The organism is Microbacterium sp. SCPM-O-B-15248 (M128), from assembly GCF_058214835.1.
On record NZ_JBYQLI010000006.1, the window covers coordinates 1 to 17,311 of the forward strand.

Genomic DNA, 17,311 nt, shown 5'->3' on the forward strand with positions numbered 1-17,311 from the left:
GACGACCCGGTGCCGTTGTAGTTCACCGTCATGCCGTAGTTGCTGGCGACGTTCGTGCGCCACTGGTCGAGGGCGTTCTGCGACCACGTGGAGCCGGAGCCGGTGATCGTCACGTAGACGTCGGCCGCGTGCGCGGGCGCGACGCCCACGCTCGCGAGGGCCGCGACGACGACGAGCGCCCCCAGTCGGGCCAGGCGGGTACGGACATTCACGACGGGTTCTCCTCGGTGGGTCGATCGGGGCGGGGTGCCAGAGCGCGCTGAGCGAGGCGCCACTGGAGGTCGCGGGGAGGCTTTCCCTTGGGCGGCTGCGCGCGACGTTCCGCGCGCGTGACGGGGCTGCCCGGTGAGCGCCCCTGGGACGCCAGAATGCGCTGCAGGTCACGTGCCGACGCCGACGCGGCGGCGCGGCGCTGACGGTCGGACAGCTGCCCGGGGCCCTTGCCGCCGATCAGGCGCGCGACGATGAAGAGCGTCAGCACGAGCAGCACGAGGGTCGCGGCGGCGCCGAAGCCACGGGCGACCATGTTGGGCTCGGGCGACTTGACGAAGTCGAAGACCTGCAGCGGCAGAGAGATCATCGGCCCCGAGAACGGGTTGAGGTTCCACCCGGCGGTCACGCCCGAAGTCAGGAGCACCGGCGAGGTCTCGCCGATACCGCGCGCGGTCCCGAGGATCACCGCGGTGACCAGTCCCGAACGCGAAGTCGGCAGCACCACGCTCCACACCGTCCGCCACCGGCTCGTGCCGAGGGCGTACGAAGCCTCGCGGAGGTTGTGCGGAACCAGACGGAGCACGACGTCGGAGGCGCGGATGATGATCGGGAGCATCATGACGCTGATCGCCAGGGATGCCGCGAACCCCGAGCGCTGGTTCGTGATGAGGGTGACCACGGCGGCGTAGACGAACAGACCGGCGACGATCGAGGGCAGCGCCGTCATGGCATCCGAGATCGTCCGCACGAAGCGCGCGAACGGTCCGCCGATCTCGTTGAGGAAGACGGCCGTCGTGATGCCCAGGGGGATCGTGATCACCAGGGCGATGCCGATCTGGATGAGCGTTCCGACGATCGCGTGCGCGATACCGCCCATCGTGAGGGGATCGAGCGGACCGGCGAGCTTCATCGTCTCGACGAAGAAATTCAGGTTCGTGATCGCGGGAAAGCCCCGTACGACCGTGAACAGGATGACGAAGACCAGGGCGCTCAAGAGCAGGACACCGGCGGAGTAGAACAGCGCCGTCATGATGCGCTCGCTCACGGCCAGCCGATCGGCCCGCAGCGAGGACAAGACCGCGTAGATCCCGAGGAAGCAGAGGAACGAGACGATGAGCCATCCGATGATCCCCGTCATCGGGGTCAGCCAGCCGAAGAGGAGGGTGGCCAGCGCGATGCCGGCCGCAGCGCTGCCCACGACGTTGAAGGTGTCGCCGAAGGGCACCGTGCGCAGGTCACGACGTTCGCCGACGTGACCCGTGCGTTCGGGGATCGCGGTGCGCAGGGACGGCCGTGCGGCGTCGTCCGCGTCGACCACCGGGGCATCGGGGGCGAGGATCGCCATCAGTTGCTCTCCGCTCCGGAACGACTGCGCGCGACGATCGTCGACGCGGTGAAGTTGACGATGAGGGTGATGATGAACAGCACGAGTCCCGCGGCCATGAGCGCGGACAGGCCGAACTGGCTCGCCTCGCCGTACCGCAGCGCGATGAGGGCCGACACCGAGTTCGTGCCCGTCTTGAGGACCTCGGGGTTGATCGTGAAGATCGGCGAGATGATCATGACGACCGCGATCGTCTCGCCGAGCGCACGCCCCAGGCCCAGCATCGTCCCGCCGATGATGCCGCCGCGACCGAAGGGCAGCACCACGGCGCGGATCATCCCCCAGCGCGTGGATCCGAGGGCGAGTGCACCCTCGCGCTCCCCGAGGGGCGCCTGGGAGAACGCCTCGCGCATGACCGAGGTCTGCGTGGGCACGACCATCAGGGCCACGACGATGCCGGCGATGAACGCCGACGAGGTGAACGCGCCCGCATCCGTCAGACGCTGACCCGCCTCATCGGTGACGCGGAAGATCGGGATCCACCCGAAGTAGACCGAGATCCACTGCGAGACGGGGATGATGTTGGCCTGCAGGAAGAACACGCCCCAGAGTCCGAACACGACGCTCGGCACGGCCGCCATCAGGTCGACGAGCGTGATGAGCAGCGACCGGATCTTCGGCGACACGATCTCGCTGATCAGCAGCGCCGTCCCCATCGCCAGCGGCACCGAGATCGCCATCGCGATGATCGCGATCGTGACGGTACCGAACAGCACCGCCGCGACGCCGAACGCGCCCGTCTCGGGCGACCACTCCTGCGTCGTGAGGAAGCTGACGCCCGTGACGCTCAGCGCATCGCCGGCTCGCGCGGTGAGGAAGATGCCCACGGCGAGCATGATCGCCACCGTCACGCCGCCGGCGGCGTACGAGACGGACCGGAAGACCCGGTCCGCTTGCACCGGCCGGCTCTTCAGGGAGCGGGGGCGGGGCTCGTTCGCCTCGGGCCGGGGAGGGAGAACCTCCGTCGTGGTGTCCGTCATGCGCTCTCCGTCGGTCGCGTCGGGCAGGTCGTGCATCGGCACCGCGGCGGCATCCTGCGGAGCGGGGCCGACCTCGGGGCGATGTTCGGACGACCGGCGACGCGACGCGCCCGCTGTCCCTCGTACCGGCTCGGGTGGCCGGCACTGGCGACGGTAGATCCGGGGCGTGAACGTGACCGGGAGCGACCGTCCACGCCGACTGGCCGGGAGGTGAACGAGGGATGCCGCGGGGTCGTCACGGTGCTCCCGGGGCCGGGGTGGGGGTCGCCGTCGGGGTCGTCGACGGCGCCGTCGTGGGGGTCGGCGTCGGCGTGGGTGCGGGGGCGCGGCCGGTCGAGACGAGAAGCCGCACCGTGGACCCGACGCGCGCGGACCCGCCGGCCGCGGGCGCCGAACCGATGACCGTGCCCGCGGGGCGGTCCGATACCGTCGCGACGTTCTCGGGCGCGAAACCCGCCGCGCGCACCGCCGCCTCGGCGTCGACCGCCGACCACCCGTCGACCGGGGGCACGGCGTTGGTTCCGGATGCCACGACGAGGCGCACGGTCGTGCCGCGCGGCACCGCGGATCCCGCGGCCGGGTCGGCCGAGATCACCGTGCCCGCCGCGAGCGAGGAGTCCTGGGTGGTCACCGCGCCCGCCACGAGCCCGGCGGCCTGGATCGCCGAGAGGGTCTGCTCGAGCGAACCCAGGTCGGGGACGACCGCGTCGTCGGGGACCGCGGCGGGGGGAACGGGAGTCGTGGGCGAGGCCTCCGGAGTGCTCGACGACGATGCCGTCGCGGTGGGCGCCGCTCCCGGTCCGGGGCGCCCCGCCGTGGCCATGAGGGGAACGGCCACCGCGACGAGCGCGAGGACCGCGATCACGACCGCCGCCGTCGCCCAGCCCGGGCCGTCGCCGCGGGGGCGCGGGGTGTCGACGGCGCCCGTCTCGGCCGCCGGGGCAGGGGCGAGGATCGGGGCGACGCTGGATACCGGGCGCAGCACGCGGGTCGCGTGCTCCGGCTCCGGCGCCGGAGCCGCGGCCTCCAGCGCGCGCCGCATTTCGGCCGCGTCGGCGAAGCGGTCGGCGGGGTCCTTGAGCATCGCCCGCACGAGGACGCGGTCCAGCGCCGGTGACACCCCGCGCGCGCGCACCGAGGCCACGGGCGGCGGCGCCGACAGCTGCGCACGCACCACGGCATCCCGGTCGCCGCCCTCGAACGGCGCCCGTCCGGTGAGGGCGAAGTACAGGAGACCGCCCACTTGGTAGACGTCGCCGCGGACGCCGACCGGTTCGCCGCGCAACTGCTCGGGCGAGGCGTACTGCGCGTTTCCCACCACCCCGGCGGTCGCAGACGCCGAACTGCGCAGGACGTCGTCTCCGCGCGCGTCGCGGCCCGCGGCATCCGCCAGTCCGAAATCGAGCAGGGTCGTGCGCACGGGCTCGGCCCCCTCGAAACGCACGAGGACGTTGGCCGGGGAGACGTCGCGATGGACCAGGCCGACGGCGTGGGCCGCTTCCAGCGCGCTGAGGATCGTCACGCCGATGCCGCGGGCGGCCCCGGCACCGAGCGGACCGTGAGCGAGCACGTGCTCGGCGAGCGTCGTCCCCTCCAGTCGTTCCTGGGCGATCCACGCGATCGTGACCGCACCGTCCTGGAAGGTGCCGACATCGACCACCTCGACGATCCCCGGGTGGGACACCGCGGCGGTGCGCCGGGCCTCGACGAGGAAGGCCTCGCGCAGAGCCTCGCTCTCGGACAAGTGCGGATGCAGCAGCTTGATGGCCACCGGGCGATTCAGGAGCGTGTCCGTGGCCGCGAACACCGATGCCGTCCCACCCGAGCCGAGGAGTCCCTCGAGGCGGAACCGGCCGGCGATGAGGCCCGGACCCGTCGTCACGACGATCCCGCGCAGGACAGGACGAGGCTGGATGCCACGATCACGGGGTGTTCATCACGACGCGGGTGCGTCGCCCGGAAGCGGTACCGATGCTGACGCCCTGGGCGATCTCGGCCGTGCCGAGGGCGTGGCTGGCGGCCCGCCCGGCAGCTGCGGCCTCGCTCGCCGACTCGTACCAACGCGCCGCGGTGAGCACGGGACGATCGCCGCGGCGGATGACCCATCCGTGCGTCGTCGACTGCGGTCCCCGCACGGCGGTCACCGTCATCTCCTCCACCCGGGCCTGCTCGGCGACCACGGCGTCGAACGCCGCCCGCGGCGATGCGAAGACCCGGGCGCACCGAGCGAGCTCGCGGTTGTTCGTGGCCAGCAGGCGCCACACTCCGAACACGCCGAGCGGGGTGAGGGCGGCCTCGGGAGTGCTCTCGCCGAGGCTGCCGGCGGTCATCGACCACTCGGGCAGGAGGTGGGAGCGGAACAGCAACCACGCGCCGAGCCGCGGATCATGGATCGACCGGAAGGTGTCGAACACGATCCGCGCGCGCCGCACTGTGCGATCGGAGAGCTTCTCGCTCACGGATACCCCTGTCTGACGGCCGCAGAACTGAAGGGTCGGGCACCCGGACTGCAGTCCGTAGGCAAAAAGTGCCGTGGCACGGTATCCGTAGGTCCATCGGCGGATGAACGCCGGGTACACGGGCGCTCAACGCTCGGGGTTCACCCGCAGATCACCCCTGCGGGCGACGCCTCGCGCCGCGCACCTTCGGGCGTCTCACCAGGACGGTGGCGGCGGCGCTCAGAGCGTGCGGCGTCCTTCGAACGCGCGGCCGAGGGTGACTTCGTCGGCGTACTCGAGGTCGCCGCCGACGGGGAGACCGGATGCCAGGCGGGTGACGCGGATCTCGAGGGTGTGCAGCAGCCGGCTCAGGTACGTGGCCGTCGCCTCGCCCTCGAGGTTCGGGTTGGTGGCGAGGATGACCTCCTGCACCGTGCCGTCGGCGAGGCGCTGCATGAGCTGCGTGATGCGCAGGTCGTCGGGACCGATGCCGGCGATGGGGCTGATCGCGCCACCGAGGACGTGGTACAGGCCGCGGAACTCTCGAGTGCGCTCGATCGCGGCGACGTCCTTGGCGTCTTCGACGACGCAGATGAGGGCCTCGTTACGACGCGGGTCGCGGCAGATGGAGCAGCGGTCCTGCTCGGAGACGTTGCCGCAGACCTCGCAGAACTTGACCTTCTCGCGGATCTCGCCGAGGAGCGTCGACAGTCGGGAGACATCGAACGTCGGCGACTGGAGGATGTGGAAGGCGATGCGCTGCGCCGACTTGGGCCCGATGCCGGGCAGCCGACCGAATTCGTCGATGAGGTCTTGGACGATGCCGTCGTACATCAGTTGAACCTCGTCGGGGGCTCGTAGGGCTCGTCGCGGACGTAGTTCGCCCCGAGCATCTGGCGCACGACCGCCTCACCATAGCGCTGCACTCCCCCGCGCAGCGGAGCCATCCGCGGCACGACGACGGGAGGGACGGGACGATCGAGCTCGTCGTCGGGGGGCGGGATGACGTCGTCGTCGTCGACCTCTTCGGGCGCGGGGACGGAGGCGGCGACGTCGGCGGCGGGGAGAACGGTTCCCTCGAAGGGCGGTGGAGCGATACGGACGGCGGGTCGCCCCGTGGCATCCTCGGGCTCGTCGTCGACCGCGAGAACCGTGCCCGCGACGGCCGGCGCGGCGTGCGGTGCGGGGGGCGCGGCGGGCGCGGCGTGGGATGCGGGGGGTGACGCGGCGACGGATCCCGAGGCGGAGCCGCCGGGAATCGGTGCCACGGCCCAATCGGTGACCGAAGCGGAGGCATAGGAGGCCGACGCGCGGGGAGCTTCGCTCGGGGTCTTCTGCCCGCCGCCGGAGGGACGCGGCGCGGAGCCACGCGGCGCACCGCCCCCACCGGATCCGCCGTCGCCCTCGAGGCGCGCCAGGTACTTCACCCGGACGCCCAGCACCGACTGGATCGCACGACGGAGGTCTTCGCTGGGGCCGCCCTCGGCCGAGCGCGTCTTGAACGCCGTGAGGTCGGATGCCGTGCGGAAGGCCAGGGTCAGGATGTCGTCGTCATAGGCGGCGACGTCGGCATTCGAGACGATGAGCCACGACGGCCGGCTGAGCGCTTCGAGCTGACCGAGCACCTCGGGCCACGCGTCACGCACGTGCGAGAGCTCGAGAGGGCCGGCCGGGGTGGCCGGCGGCGTCGGCGCGGAGTGGTCGAGCGGCGACGGTTCCAGGGGCTCGGCGCTGCGGGGCTCGACGGCACCAGGCGCGGGGGCGGGCTCGACGGCACCAGGCGCGGGAGCCGCAGGCGCCGGCACAGCGCTGCGAGGCTCGGCAGCAGAGGGCGCAGGCTCAGCGGGCGCAGCTGCCGCGGGAGCGGGCTCGGGATCCGTGGGGGCGGGCTCGGCCGGCGCAGCCGCCGCGGGAGCGGGCTCGGAATCCGTGGGGGCGGGCTCGGCCGGACGGGAGGCACGCTCCTGCGGAGCCGCCTCTGCCGGCCCGGAGGCGCGGGGCTCGAACGCGTCGGCCGTGGGCGCGGTGTCGAACGGATGCGCGTCGGAGACACCCGGCGGCTCGTCGTCGAACGGCGGCGGCGCATCGTCGTCGCCGAAAGGAGGCGGGGCATCGTCGTCGGACGGTGTGTCGACGGATGCCGTCGACCGCCCGGGCGCGCGATCTCGGGGCGGAGCACCCGCGGGGGACGCCGCCGCCGGGGCGGGCGCCTCGGCTGCCGGCGCCGGAGATGACGACCCGGCTGAGGCCGACGCGGCACCGTCGGGAGCGGTGGACGACGTGGGCTGGGCCGTACCCGGTGAAGCGACGGCGGGCGCGGCGACGCGGGGAGCGGCGGGCGCGACGACACCCGGCGAGGCGACACCCGGCGAGCCGATTCCGGGAGAGGCGACCCCGGGAGACGCGACGGTTGGCGATGCGACGGTCGGAGAGGCGACCCCGGCGGGCGCGACGACACCCGGCGCCGCGACGCGCGGCGCATCCGGCGCCGCAACCGCGGGAGCCGTTGCGGGCGGAGCCACGCGGGCGGCCGGGGCCTCACGGTTCGGGGCGGGAGGCGCGGCGGACGCAGCCGCCTGCTCGGTGCCGTGCGCGGCCGCTGCGGCGGGTGAGCCCCCCTGCGAAACCCCCGCGTGGGTGAGAACCCGGGCGACGAGGAGCTCGAGTTGCAGACGAGGAGACGTGGCACCGGTCATCTCGTCGAGGGCCGCGACGACGAGGTCCGCCGTCCGCGACAGTCGCGCGACACCGAAAGCGGTGGCCTGGCGGGCCATGCGTTCGAGTTCGTCGTCGGGCACTCCGCGCAGCACCGCCGAGGCTCCCGCTCCCGTCGCAGCGACGACGATGAGGTCGCGCAGACGCTCGAGCAGATCGTCGACGAAACGCCGCGGATCCTGACCCGTCTGCACGACACGGTCGATCGCGGTGAACGCCCCCGCGCCGTCGTGAGCGGCAAAAGCGTCGACGACCTCGTCGAGCAGTTCGGAGTGCGTGTAGCCGAGGAGTGCGACGGCCCGCTCGTAGTTCACGAGCACCCGGCCCTCGGCATCCCGATCGGATCCGGCAATGAGCTGATCGAGCAACGAGAGGGTGTCACGCGGTGACCCGCCGCCGGCGCGCACGACGAGCGGAAGCACGCCCGCCTCGACCGCGACGCCCTCGGTCTCGCACAGTTCTTGGACGTACTCGAGCATCGCCGCCGGCGGCACGAGACGGAAGGGATAGTGGTGCGTCCGCGAGCGGATCGTGCCCAGCACCTTCTCGGGCTCGGTCGTGGCGAAGATGAACTTCACGTGCGCAGGAGGCTCTTCGACGAGCTTGAGCAGGGCGTTGAAGCCCTGCTGGGTCACCATGTGCGCCTCATCGAGGATGAAGATCTTGAAGCGGTCGCGCGCCGGCGCGAAGATCGCGCGTTCGCGCAGGTCGCGCGCGTCGTCGACACCGTTGTGGCTCGCCGCGTCGATCTCGACGACGTCGAGCGAACCGCCACCGCCGCGACCCAGCTCGACGCAGCTGTCGCACTTCCCGCAGGGGGTGTCGGTGGGGCCTTCGGCGCAGTTCAAGCAGCGCGCGAGGATACGGGCAGAAGTCGTCTTGCCGCAGCCGCGCGGACCCGAGAAGAGGTAGGCGTGCCCCACCCGGTCACTGCGCAGGGCGGTCATCAGCGGCTCGGTCACTTGCGACTGCCCGATCATCTCGCCAAACGCCTGAGGGCGGTATCGGCGGTACAGGGCTGTCGTCACTCCTCCAGCCTACGGCGTGCCACCGACATCGCGTCCGCCGCCCTCCCCCACCCGACCCCCTCGGCCCCGCGGAACCCCCGCTCCTCGTCACCACCCCCGGTCACCACAACAGGGGATGCCACCAAAACAGGCCGATCCAGCCGAAAACGCCCTGTCCCCACCGCATCCCCTGTTCTCACACCGCCGCCGGCGCCCACCGCATCCCCTGTTCCGACCGCCGCAGGGCCCATCGCCCCCTCCCGACGTCACCACCCCCGTCACCACAACAGGGGATGCGACCAAAACAGGCCGATCCGCCCGACAACAGCCTGTTCCCGCCGCATCCCCTGTTCTCGCCCCCGCCGCCGCGCCGCGCCCCATCGAAGACTCTGACCATCGTCACCAGAACAGGGGATGCCACCAAAACAGGCCGATCCAGCCGAAAACGCCCTGTCCCCACCGCATCCCCTGTTCTCACACCGCCGCACCACCCCCCGCCGCGCCACACCGCCCGTACCCCCCGCCCGCCGCGTCCCACCGCCGGTCACCCCCCGCGCACACGAACGCGGCGGCGCCCCGGAGGGCACCGCCGCGCGTCGGCTGAGGGAACTCAGGCGTCCAGACCCACGGCCACCGGTTCGTCATCGCTGGGGATGAGGGGGATCGCGGTGGTGACGATCGGCACCGAGGCCGACATCAGGGTGCCGTCCTCGCGGACCGAGCCCTCGAGCTGGCGGATCGACGGGCGTCCGGGGATCACCGGGCCCTGGCCGTGCAGCGTGATCCGGACGCTCTCGCCGGGCGCGACGGTGTAGTCCACGCCACGGACGGCGAACTCCACCGGCTCCCCGTCCTCCCCGGCCCGCAGGGTGAGCGCGGTGGCGGTGAGCGTGATGTTCAGGCGCGTCCCGTGCCAGTGCAGCACGTACGACAGCTCGGGCCAGTCGACCGGGAGCCGCGGGTCGAACGTCAAGCGGCCGAAGTGGTCGCGCATGCCGCCGAAACCGCTGACGAGCGCCGTCCACACGCCGCCGGCGGAGGCCACGTGCACACCGTCGGCGGCGTTGTGGTGCAGGTCGCCGAGGTCGACGAACGCCGCCTGCCGGAAGTACTCCAGCGCGAGGTCCTGGTAGCCCACCTCGGCGGCCAGGATCGACTGCACGACCGCCGACAGCGTCGAGTCGCCGGTGGTCAGCGGGTCGTAGTACTCGAAGTCGGCGAGCTTCTCGGCATCCGTGAAGTGATTGCCCTGCAGGAACAGCGCGAGCACGACGTCGGCCTGCTTGAGCACCTGGTACCGGTAGATGACCAGCGGGTGGAAGTGCAGCAGCAGGGGGCGCTGGTCGGGCGGGGTGTTCTCGAGGTCCCAGATCTCGCGCTCGAGGAACACGGCGTCCTGAGGATGGATGCCGAGCGCCGGGCTGAACGGGATGTGCATCGCCTCGGCCGCCTTCTCCCAGCGGTCGGGCTCCGAGGGATCGAGGTTCATGCGATCGACCATGCGACCGTAGTCCTCGGGGGCGTTCTCGGCGAGGTCGCGCACCGTCCGCGCCGCGAAGCGCAGGTTGAACCGCGCCATGACGTTGGTGAAGAGGTTGTCGTTGACGACGGTGGTGTACTCGTCGGGCCCGGTGACGCCGTGGATGTGGAAGGAGTCCGGCTCGCCGTCGGCGCCGTCGCTCGAGCGCCAGAAGCCGAGGGTCGACCACAATCGTGCCGTGTCGACGGCGATGTCGACGCCCTCGCGGGCGAGGAACTCCTCGTCACCGGTCGCGCGGACGTACTTCGCCAGCGCGAAGGCCACGTCGGCATTGATGTGGTACTGCGCGGTGCCGGCGGCGTAGTAGGCCGAGGCCTCTTCGCCGTTGATCGTGCGCCATGGGAAGAGAGCACCGGCCTCGTTGAGCTGGTGGGCGCGCTTGCGGGCCGCGGGGAGCATGAGGTGCCGCATGCGGAGCGCGTTCCGCGCCCACTGCGGCGTCGTGTACGCCAGGAACGGCAGCACGTACACCTCGGTGTCCCAGAAGTAGTGACCGCTGTACCCCGACCCGGTGACGCCCTTCGCGGAGACTCCGTGTCCGTCGGCGCGGGCGGCGGCCTGGGCGAGCTGGAACAGGCACCAGCGGGTCGCCTGCTGCAGGTCGGCGTGACCGCCGATGCGCACGTCGGAGCGGTCCCAGAACGCGGCGAACCAGTCGATCTGGCGTTCGACGAGGCCGTCGACGCCGATCTCGCGGGCACGGTCGAGGGTGCGGCGGCACCGGTCGACGAGTTCGCCCGCGGGCACACCGCGCGAGGTGTGGTAGCTCACGAGCTTCGTGATCGTCATGGGAACCCCGGCCCGGGCGTGCACGCGGTACACGGTCTTGGCGAGGTCGGGCTCGACGAGCTGCCGGACCGTGTAGTCGTTGTCGGTCTCGATCGCGTGCTCGGCGATGACGGCGAGCGTCATCCCCGATTCGGTGACCTCGTACGACAGGGCCGAACGGTCGCCGTCCTGCCAGTAGTCGCGCGGCTGCAGCACACGGTCGGTGAGCTTCTCGGTCTTCCGCGGGTCGAAGCCGGACTGCCGGGATGCCATCGGCGAACCGCCGTAGATGCCCTCGCCGTCCTGACGGTTCAGCAGCTGGCTGTTCACCGCGACCGGGGCGTCGGCGTTCAGCACCGTCACGGTCAAGCGGAGCACGGCGAGGTGCTTCTCCTCGAAGGAGACGAACCGCTCGTCCTCGATGCGCACCTCCTTGCCCGAGGGCGTCACCCACAGCAGCGTGCGACGGAGGATCCCCTGGCGCAGGTCGAGAACGCGCTCGTAGTCGCGCACGTCGGCGATGTCGAGCGAGAGCGGCTCGTCGTCGACGTAGACCCGGAGGACCTTGGCATCCGGGGCGTTGATGATCGTCTGCCCCACCTCGGCGAAGCCGTACGCCTGCTCGGCGTGGCGGATGGGGAACGTCTCGTGGAACCCGTTGATGAACGTGCCCTGCTCGTGGGCGAAGCGCCCCTCGATCGAGTTGCCGCGCAAGCCCAGATAGCCGTTGCCGATCGCGAAGAGGGTCTCGGTGACACCGGTGTCGTCGGCCGAGAACTCGGTCTCGATGAGACGCCATTCGTCGACGGGGAAACGATCGCGATCGATCATCGGGGGCATGCCTTCCGGTGCCGGGGTTCGGGTCAGTCGCGCGAGGCGACGGCTCAGTCTACGAACGCCTGGAGGTCGTCGACGACCACGTCGGCCCCGGCAGCCGAGAGCTGGTCCGCCCCCACTCCGCGATCGACGCCCACGACCAGAGCGAAACCCGCCAACGAGGCCGAGGTCACGCCGCTGAGGGCGTCCTCGACGGCCGCGGAGCGCGCCGGGTCGACGCCGAGCATCTTCGCCGCTTCGGCGAACACGTCGGGCGCGGGCTTGGACGCGAGGTGATCGCGTTCGGCGACGACGCCGTCCATCACCACGGGGAAACGCTCACGGATGCCGGCGGCCTCGAGCACCTCGACGGCGTTCTTCGAGCTGGACACCACGGCAATCGGGGTGCCGGCCTCGTCCAGCACGTCCAGCAGCGCGATCGAGCCGGGGTACGGCGCGATGCCCTCGGCCCGCAGGATGCGCGAGAACACGATGTTCTTGCGGTTGCCGACACCGCAGACGGTGTCGCTCGACGGGTCGTCGGACGGGTCGCCCCACGGCACTTCGACGTCGCGGCTGCGCAGCAGACTCGCGACACCGTCGTAGCGCTTCTTGCCGTCCACGTAGTCGAAGTAGTCGCGATCTGTGTACGCCGGCTGGATGTCCCAGGCCGCAAAGAGCTCGTCGAACATCTCTTTCCACGCCCGCATGTGGACTTCCGCCGTGGGCGTGAGCACCCCGTCGAGGTCGAACAGCACGGCGTCGTACGACGTCAGGTCGGGCAGGTCACGGCTCTCGGTCACGGCGGGCTCCAGATCGCAGGGCGGGACGTGCAAGCGCGACGGGGACGTCGCTGTCCCAGCGTACCGGCGAGGCCGCCCCGCGGTCTCAGCGGGACCCGGACGGGAGGGCCCGTCCGCCGATCCACACGCGGGACGGATGCCACGTGGCATCCCACCACACGAGGTCGGCGAGAGCGCCCTCGGCGACGTGACCGATGTCGGTGCGGCCGAGCGATCGGGCGGCGTTCTCGGTGCACGCGGCGAGGACGGCGGCCGGGTCCAGGCCCGCCGCGATCATGCGGCGCACACCCTCGTCGAGCACGACGCCGGCCCCGGCGATCGTGCCGTCGGGGCGCCGACCGAGGCCCGTGTCGTCGTTCGCGACGGGCTGCCCGCCGAAGTCGTGCCACTCGCCCGGGGCGAGACCGGCGGTCACGATCGCGTCGCTCACGCCGACCGCGCGACGGCCGGCCGCCGTCATCACGAGCGACACGACGCGGGGGTCGAGGTGCCGGCCGTCGATGATCGTGCCCACGAAGAAGCGGTCGTCGACGAGCACCGCTCCGGGCACGCCGGGCTCGCGCGCGGTCAGGGGCCGTTGGGCGTTGAAGACGTGCGTGGTCATGGTCGCTCCGGCGTCGCCCGCCGCGTGGACCTGCGCGGCGGTGGCGTCGCTGTGCCCGACGGCGACGACGACCCCCTCTCGGGTGAGACGCCGGACGGCCTCGAGCGCACCGGGGAGTTCGGGGGCGAGCGTGACGGTGCGCAGCGCGCGATGCGCGCCGGGATCCGACACCAGCGCGTCGATGTGGGCGGACGTCGGCGCGAGCAGCCACTCGGCGCGGTGCGCTCCCGCCCGGGCCGGCGAGAGGAACGGTCCTTCCGCGTGCGCCCCGAGGACCCGGGCGACCGATTCGTCGGCGAAAGCGTCGCGCGCGCGACCGATCCGCCCGAGGGATGCCACCAGTTCGGGCAGCCGCGCCGTGATCACCGTGGGTTGCACCCCCGTGATGCCGTGCGTCGCCAGTCCCGCGAGCAGCGTCCGCCATGCGGCACCGTCGGCGGCGGCGACATCCACTCCGAACGCGCCGTTGACCTGCAGATCGAGCAGCCCCGCACTGAGCATGCCGTCGGCGAGATCGACGTCGACGACGTCGTCGTCTCGTGCGGGACGCACCGTCCGGATCCGCGCGCCCGCGAGCTCCAGCACGACGGGCCCCACCACCGCCCCGCCGATGAGGGCCCGGGCGGCGCGCAGGCGGGTCACGGCCGTGGGCTCAGGACGCGACCGACAGAGTCTGTCGAGCGATCTCGAGCTCTTCGTTCGTCGGCACCACGAGCACCTCGACGCGCGAGGCGTCCGACGAAATGCGACGGATGCCGCGCCCCCGCGTCTCGTTGCGCTCGGCGTCGAGCTCGACCCCGGCGAAGCCCAGGGTGGCCATGGCCTCGGCGCGCACGCGCGCGGCGTTCTCACCGACGCCCGCGGTGAAGGAGATGACGTCGACGCCGCCGAGCTGGGCGAGATAGGCCCCGGCGTACGCGCGCAGCCGGTGGACGTAGACGTCGAAAGCGAGCTGGGCGTCGGGGTCGCCCGCGTCGCAGCGCGCGGTGAGGTCGCGCATGTCGGACACCCCGGCGAGACCCTGGAGCCCGGACCGCTTGTTGAGGAGGGTGTCGAGGTCGGCGATCGAGAGGTCGGCACGGCGGGCGAGCTGGAACAGCACCGCCGGGTCGAGGTCACCGGAGCGCGTGCCCATCACGAGACCTTCGAGCGGGGTGAGGCCCATCGAGGTCTCGACGGACCGGCCGCCCTCGATGGCGGTGACGGACGCGCCGTTGCCGAGGTGGAACACGATCTGACGGAGTTCGGCCAGGGGCCGTCCCACGAACTGCGCGGCGGACTCGCTGACGAACTTGTGGCTCGTGCCGTGGAATCCGTACCGGCGGATGCGGTGCGCCTCGGCGAGTTCGCGATCGATCGCGTATGTGTACGCCGCCGGGGCGAGCGACTGGTGGAATGCGGTGTCGAAGACGGCCACGTGCGGAACCGCGGGGAAGGCCTTCTTCGCCGCGACGATCCCGGCGAGGTTCGCGGGGTTGTGGAGCGGGGCCAGCACCGACAGCTCGTCGATGTTGATCTCGACGAGCGGGGTCACCAGCGTCGGCTCGAAGAAGCGCGCCCCGCCGTGCACGACGCGGTGCCCGACCGCCACCGGCGCGCGCTCTTCGAGCGAGGGGCCGTGCAGAGCGAAGGCCTCGAGCATGACGGCGAACCCCGCGGTGTGGTCGGGGATCTCGCGCTCGATGGCGGACGTGGCATCCGTCACCGTCGGCGCAGGGCCGTCGGAGGGAGCGAGGGATGCCGCGGTGACGGTGTGGGTCGCGACGCCCGTGCCCTCGCCGATGCGCTCGACCAGCCCCGAGGCGAGGACGCGCTCGTGCTCCATGTCGAGCAGCTGGTACTTGAACGACGACGAACCGCTGTTGACGACCAGCACGACGCTCACGCGGGGCTCCCCTGGGCCTGGATCGCGGTGATCGCGATCGTGTTGACGATGTCGCCGACCAGGGCGCCGCGCGACAGGTCGTTGATCGGCTTGTTCAGACCCTGCAGGACCGGGCCGATCGCGACCGCACCGGCCGAGCGCTGCACGGCCTTGTAGGTGTTGTTGCCGGTGTTCAGGTCGGGGAAGACGAAGACGGTCGCACGCCCCGCGACCTCGGAGCCGGGCATCTTGGCCTGCGCCACGGCGGCGTCGGCCGCCGCGTCGTACTGGATGGGCCCCTCGACCAGCAGCTCGGGCGCGCGCTCGCGCACGAGCGCCGTGGCCGCGCGCACCTTCTCGACGTCGGCGCCCGTGCCCGACTCCCCCGTCGAGTACGACAGCATCGCGACGCGCGGTTCGATGCCGAACTGCGTCGCGGTCGCCGCCGACGACACCGCGATGTCGGCGAGCTGCTCGCTCGTGGGGTCGGGGATGACGGCGCAATCGCCGTAGACCAGCACGCGGTCGGCCAACGCCATGAGGAACACGCTCGAGACGACCGACACACCGGGCGCGGTCTTGATGATCTCGAACGCGGGGCGGATCGTGTGGGCCGTGGTGTGCGCGGCACCCGAGACCATCCCGTCGGCCAGGCCCAAGTGCACCATGAGCGTGCCGAAGTACGACACGTCGGTGACGGTGTCGGCCGCCTGCGCGTACGTGACGCCCTTGTGGGCGCGCAGACGCGCGTACTCGGTGGCGAACTTGTCGACGTGCACCGCGTCGAAGGGGCTCAGCACCTCGGCGTCACGGATGTCGATGCCGAGCTCGATCGCGCGGCCGCGCACCTCGATCGGCTCGCCGAGGATCGTCAGGTCGGCGATGCCGCGCGAGAGCACGGTGGCCGCGGCCCGCAGCACGCGGTCGTCGGTGCCCTCGGGCAGCACGATGCGGCGCTTGTCGGCGCGCGCGCGATCGACGAGGCCGTACTCGAACATCAGCGGGGTCACGACGCTCGGGCGGGAAACGCCCAGCTCGCGGGTGAGGAGCTCGGTGTCGACGTGGCGCTCGAACATCGCCAGTGCCGTGTCGTAGCGGCGCTGCGAATCGGCGGCCAGACGTCCGCGCGTGTTCATGATCCGCACCGCGGTGTCGTAGGTGCCCAGATCGGTGGCGATGATCGGCAGCGACGAACCGAGGCCGTCGATGAGGCGCACGATCGCGTCGGGCAGCTCGAACCCGCCGTTGAGCACGACGCCGGCGAGCGAGGGGAACGTCCCCGACGAGTGCGCCAGGAGCGCCGCCAGCAGCACCTCGGTGCGGTCGGCGGGGATGACGATGACCGCGGATTCCATCAGGCGCGGCAGGACGTTGACCATCGACATGCCGGCCACCACCACGCCGAGCACCTCGCGGGTGAGCAGCTCGGGGTCGCCCTTGATGAGCTCGCCCTCGACCGAGCGCAGCACTCCGCGCATCGACGGCGCGATGAGGAAGCGGTCCTCGGGGAGCGCCCACACCGGCACCGTCCGGCTGCGCGGTGCGCCGGCCGTGTCGACGACGTGCCGCACCGAGGACACGACCTCGTCGAGCAGGTCGGGATCGGCGCGATTGACGATCGCGGCGAACACCTCGGCACGCTCGTGCAGCAGCTCGGGGAGAGCGAGGGCCGCGATCTGCCCGACCTCCTGCGGGGTGCGGGCGACCGACAGTCCCAGCGTCTCACCCTGTCCCTGTTGCGCGCGGCCGCCGAGGACGAGGAGCACCGGTGCCCCGAGGTTGGCCGCGATACGGGCGTTGTAGGCGAGCTCGGCGGGACTGCCGACGTCGGTGTAGTCGCTGCCGATCACCACGACCGCGTCGCACTGGGCCTCGACCGCCTTGTACCGCTCGACGATGCGTCCGAGCGCGGCGTCGGCGTCGTCGCGCACGTCGTCGTACGTGACGCCCACGCACTCGTCGTAGGCGAGGTCGACGCCGTCGTGGTCGAGCAGCATTTCGAGCACGTAGTCGCGCTCGGCGGTCGAGCGCGCGATCGGCCGGAAGACGCCGACGCGCGGGGTGACGCGACTCAGGGCGTCGAGGACACCCAGAGCCACCGTGGATTTGCCCGAGTGACCCTCGGCCGACGTGATGTAGATGCTCTGCGTCACGGGCTCCACCCTATGCGGGGGAGGTG

11 protein-coding genes and 1 pseudogene are annotated in these 17,311 nt (G+C 71.8%); all 12 read right to left on the reverse strand.

Features of this window, described 5'->3' with window-relative positions:
- Positions 1-212: pseudogene (locus AC3E6M_RS11140) on the reverse strand (phosphate ABC transporter substrate-binding protein PstS); the annotation flags it as partial.
- Positions 209-1,558 carry a phosphate ABC transporter permease PstA gene (pstA, locus tag AC3E6M_RS11145; RefSeq protein WP_138178279.1) on the reverse strand — a complete coding sequence of 450 codons (1,350 nt, stop codon included), beginning with the start codon at positions 1,556-1,558 and terminating at the stop codon, positions 209-211. The pseudogene AC3E6M_RS11140 and the gene pstA, both read right to left, overlap by 4 nt.
- Positions 1,558-2,577 carry a phosphate ABC transporter permease subunit PstC gene (gene pstC, locus AC3E6M_RS11150; protein ID WP_490529908.1) on the reverse strand — a complete coding sequence of 340 codons (1,020 nt, stop codon included), beginning with the start codon at positions 2,575-2,577 and terminating at the stop codon, positions 1,558-1,560. The genes pstA and pstC overlap by 1 nt, the downstream gene beginning before the upstream one ends.
- A 235-nt stretch (positions 2,578-2,812) precedes the next feature.
- Positions 2,813-4,459 carry a protein kinase domain-containing protein gene (locus tag AC3E6M_RS11155; protein WP_490529909.1) on the reverse strand — a complete coding sequence of 549 codons (1,647 nt, stop codon included), beginning with the start codon at positions 4,457-4,459 and terminating at the stop codon, positions 2,813-2,815.
- Positions 4,460-4,499: 40 nt separating this feature from the next.
- Complete coding sequence (locus AC3E6M_RS11160; RefSeq protein WP_138178248.1) at positions 4,500-5,036, reverse strand: hypothetical protein; 537 nt, start codon at positions 5,034-5,036, stop codon at positions 4,500-4,502.
- Positions 5,037-5,255: 219 nt separating this feature from the next.
- Positions 5,256-5,849, reverse strand: coding sequence for a recombination mediator RecR (gene recR, locus AC3E6M_RS11165; RefSeq protein WP_138178246.1), 594 nt, complete (start codon positions 5,847-5,849; stop codon positions 5,256-5,258).
- Positions 5,849-8,758, reverse strand: coding sequence for a DNA polymerase III subunit gamma and tau (locus AC3E6M_RS11170; RefSeq protein ID WP_490529910.1), 2,910 nt, complete (start codon positions 8,756-8,758; stop codon positions 5,849-5,851). Before AC3E6M_RS11170 ends, recR begins: the two co-directional genes overlap by 1 nt.
- A gap of 589 nt (positions 8,759-9,347) precedes the next feature.
- Positions 9,348-11,876: a glycoside hydrolase family 65 protein gene (locus AC3E6M_RS11175; protein ID WP_490529911.1), complete on the reverse strand. Its 2,529-nt coding sequence runs from the start codon at positions 11,874-11,876 to the stop codon at positions 9,348-9,350.
- 53 nt (positions 11,877-11,929) lie between these two features.
- Positions 11,930-12,664, reverse strand: coding sequence for an HAD family hydrolase (locus tag AC3E6M_RS11180; RefSeq protein WP_490529912.1), 735 nt, complete (start codon positions 12,662-12,664; stop codon positions 11,930-11,932).
- Between the two features lie 85 nt (positions 12,665-12,749).
- Positions 12,750-13,910 (reverse strand): N-acetylglucosamine-6-phosphate deacetylase, encoded by a 1,161-nt coding sequence (locus AC3E6M_RS11185; RefSeq protein ID WP_490529913.1) that lies wholly within the window; start codon positions 13,908-13,910, stop codon positions 12,750-12,752.
- 10 nt (positions 13,911-13,920) lie between these two features.
- Positions 13,921-15,153, reverse strand: a complete 1,233-nt coding sequence (locus AC3E6M_RS11190) for an acetate/propionate family kinase (RefSeq protein ID WP_490529914.1) — start codon at positions 15,151-15,153, stop codon at positions 13,921-13,923.
- Entirely contained in the window at positions 15,150-17,285 is a 2,136-nt protein-coding gene (gene pta, locus AC3E6M_RS11195; protein ID WP_490529915.1) for a phosphate acetyltransferase, read from the reverse strand. Before pta ends, AC3E6M_RS11190 begins: the two co-directional genes overlap by 4 nt.
- Between the last annotated feature and the right edge of the window lie 26 nt (positions 17,286-17,311).

Excerpts from the sequence above, each read along its gene's own strand:
- AC3E6M_RS11175 (WP_490529911.1), bottom strand. The coding sequence starts at position 11,876 with ATGATCGATCGCGATCGTTTCCCCGTCGACGAATGGCGTCTCATCGAG.
- pstA (WP_138178279.1), bottom strand. The coding sequence starts at position 1,558 with ATGGCGATCCTCGCCCCCGATGCCCCGGTGGTCGACGCGGACGACGCC.
- recR (WP_138178246.1), bottom strand. The coding sequence starts at position 5,849 with ATGTACGACGGCATCGTCCAAGACCTCATCGACGAATTCGGTCGGCTG.
- pstC (WP_490529908.1), bottom strand. The coding sequence starts at position 2,577 with ATGACGGACACCACGACGGAGGTTCTCCCTCCCCGGCCCGAGGCGAAC.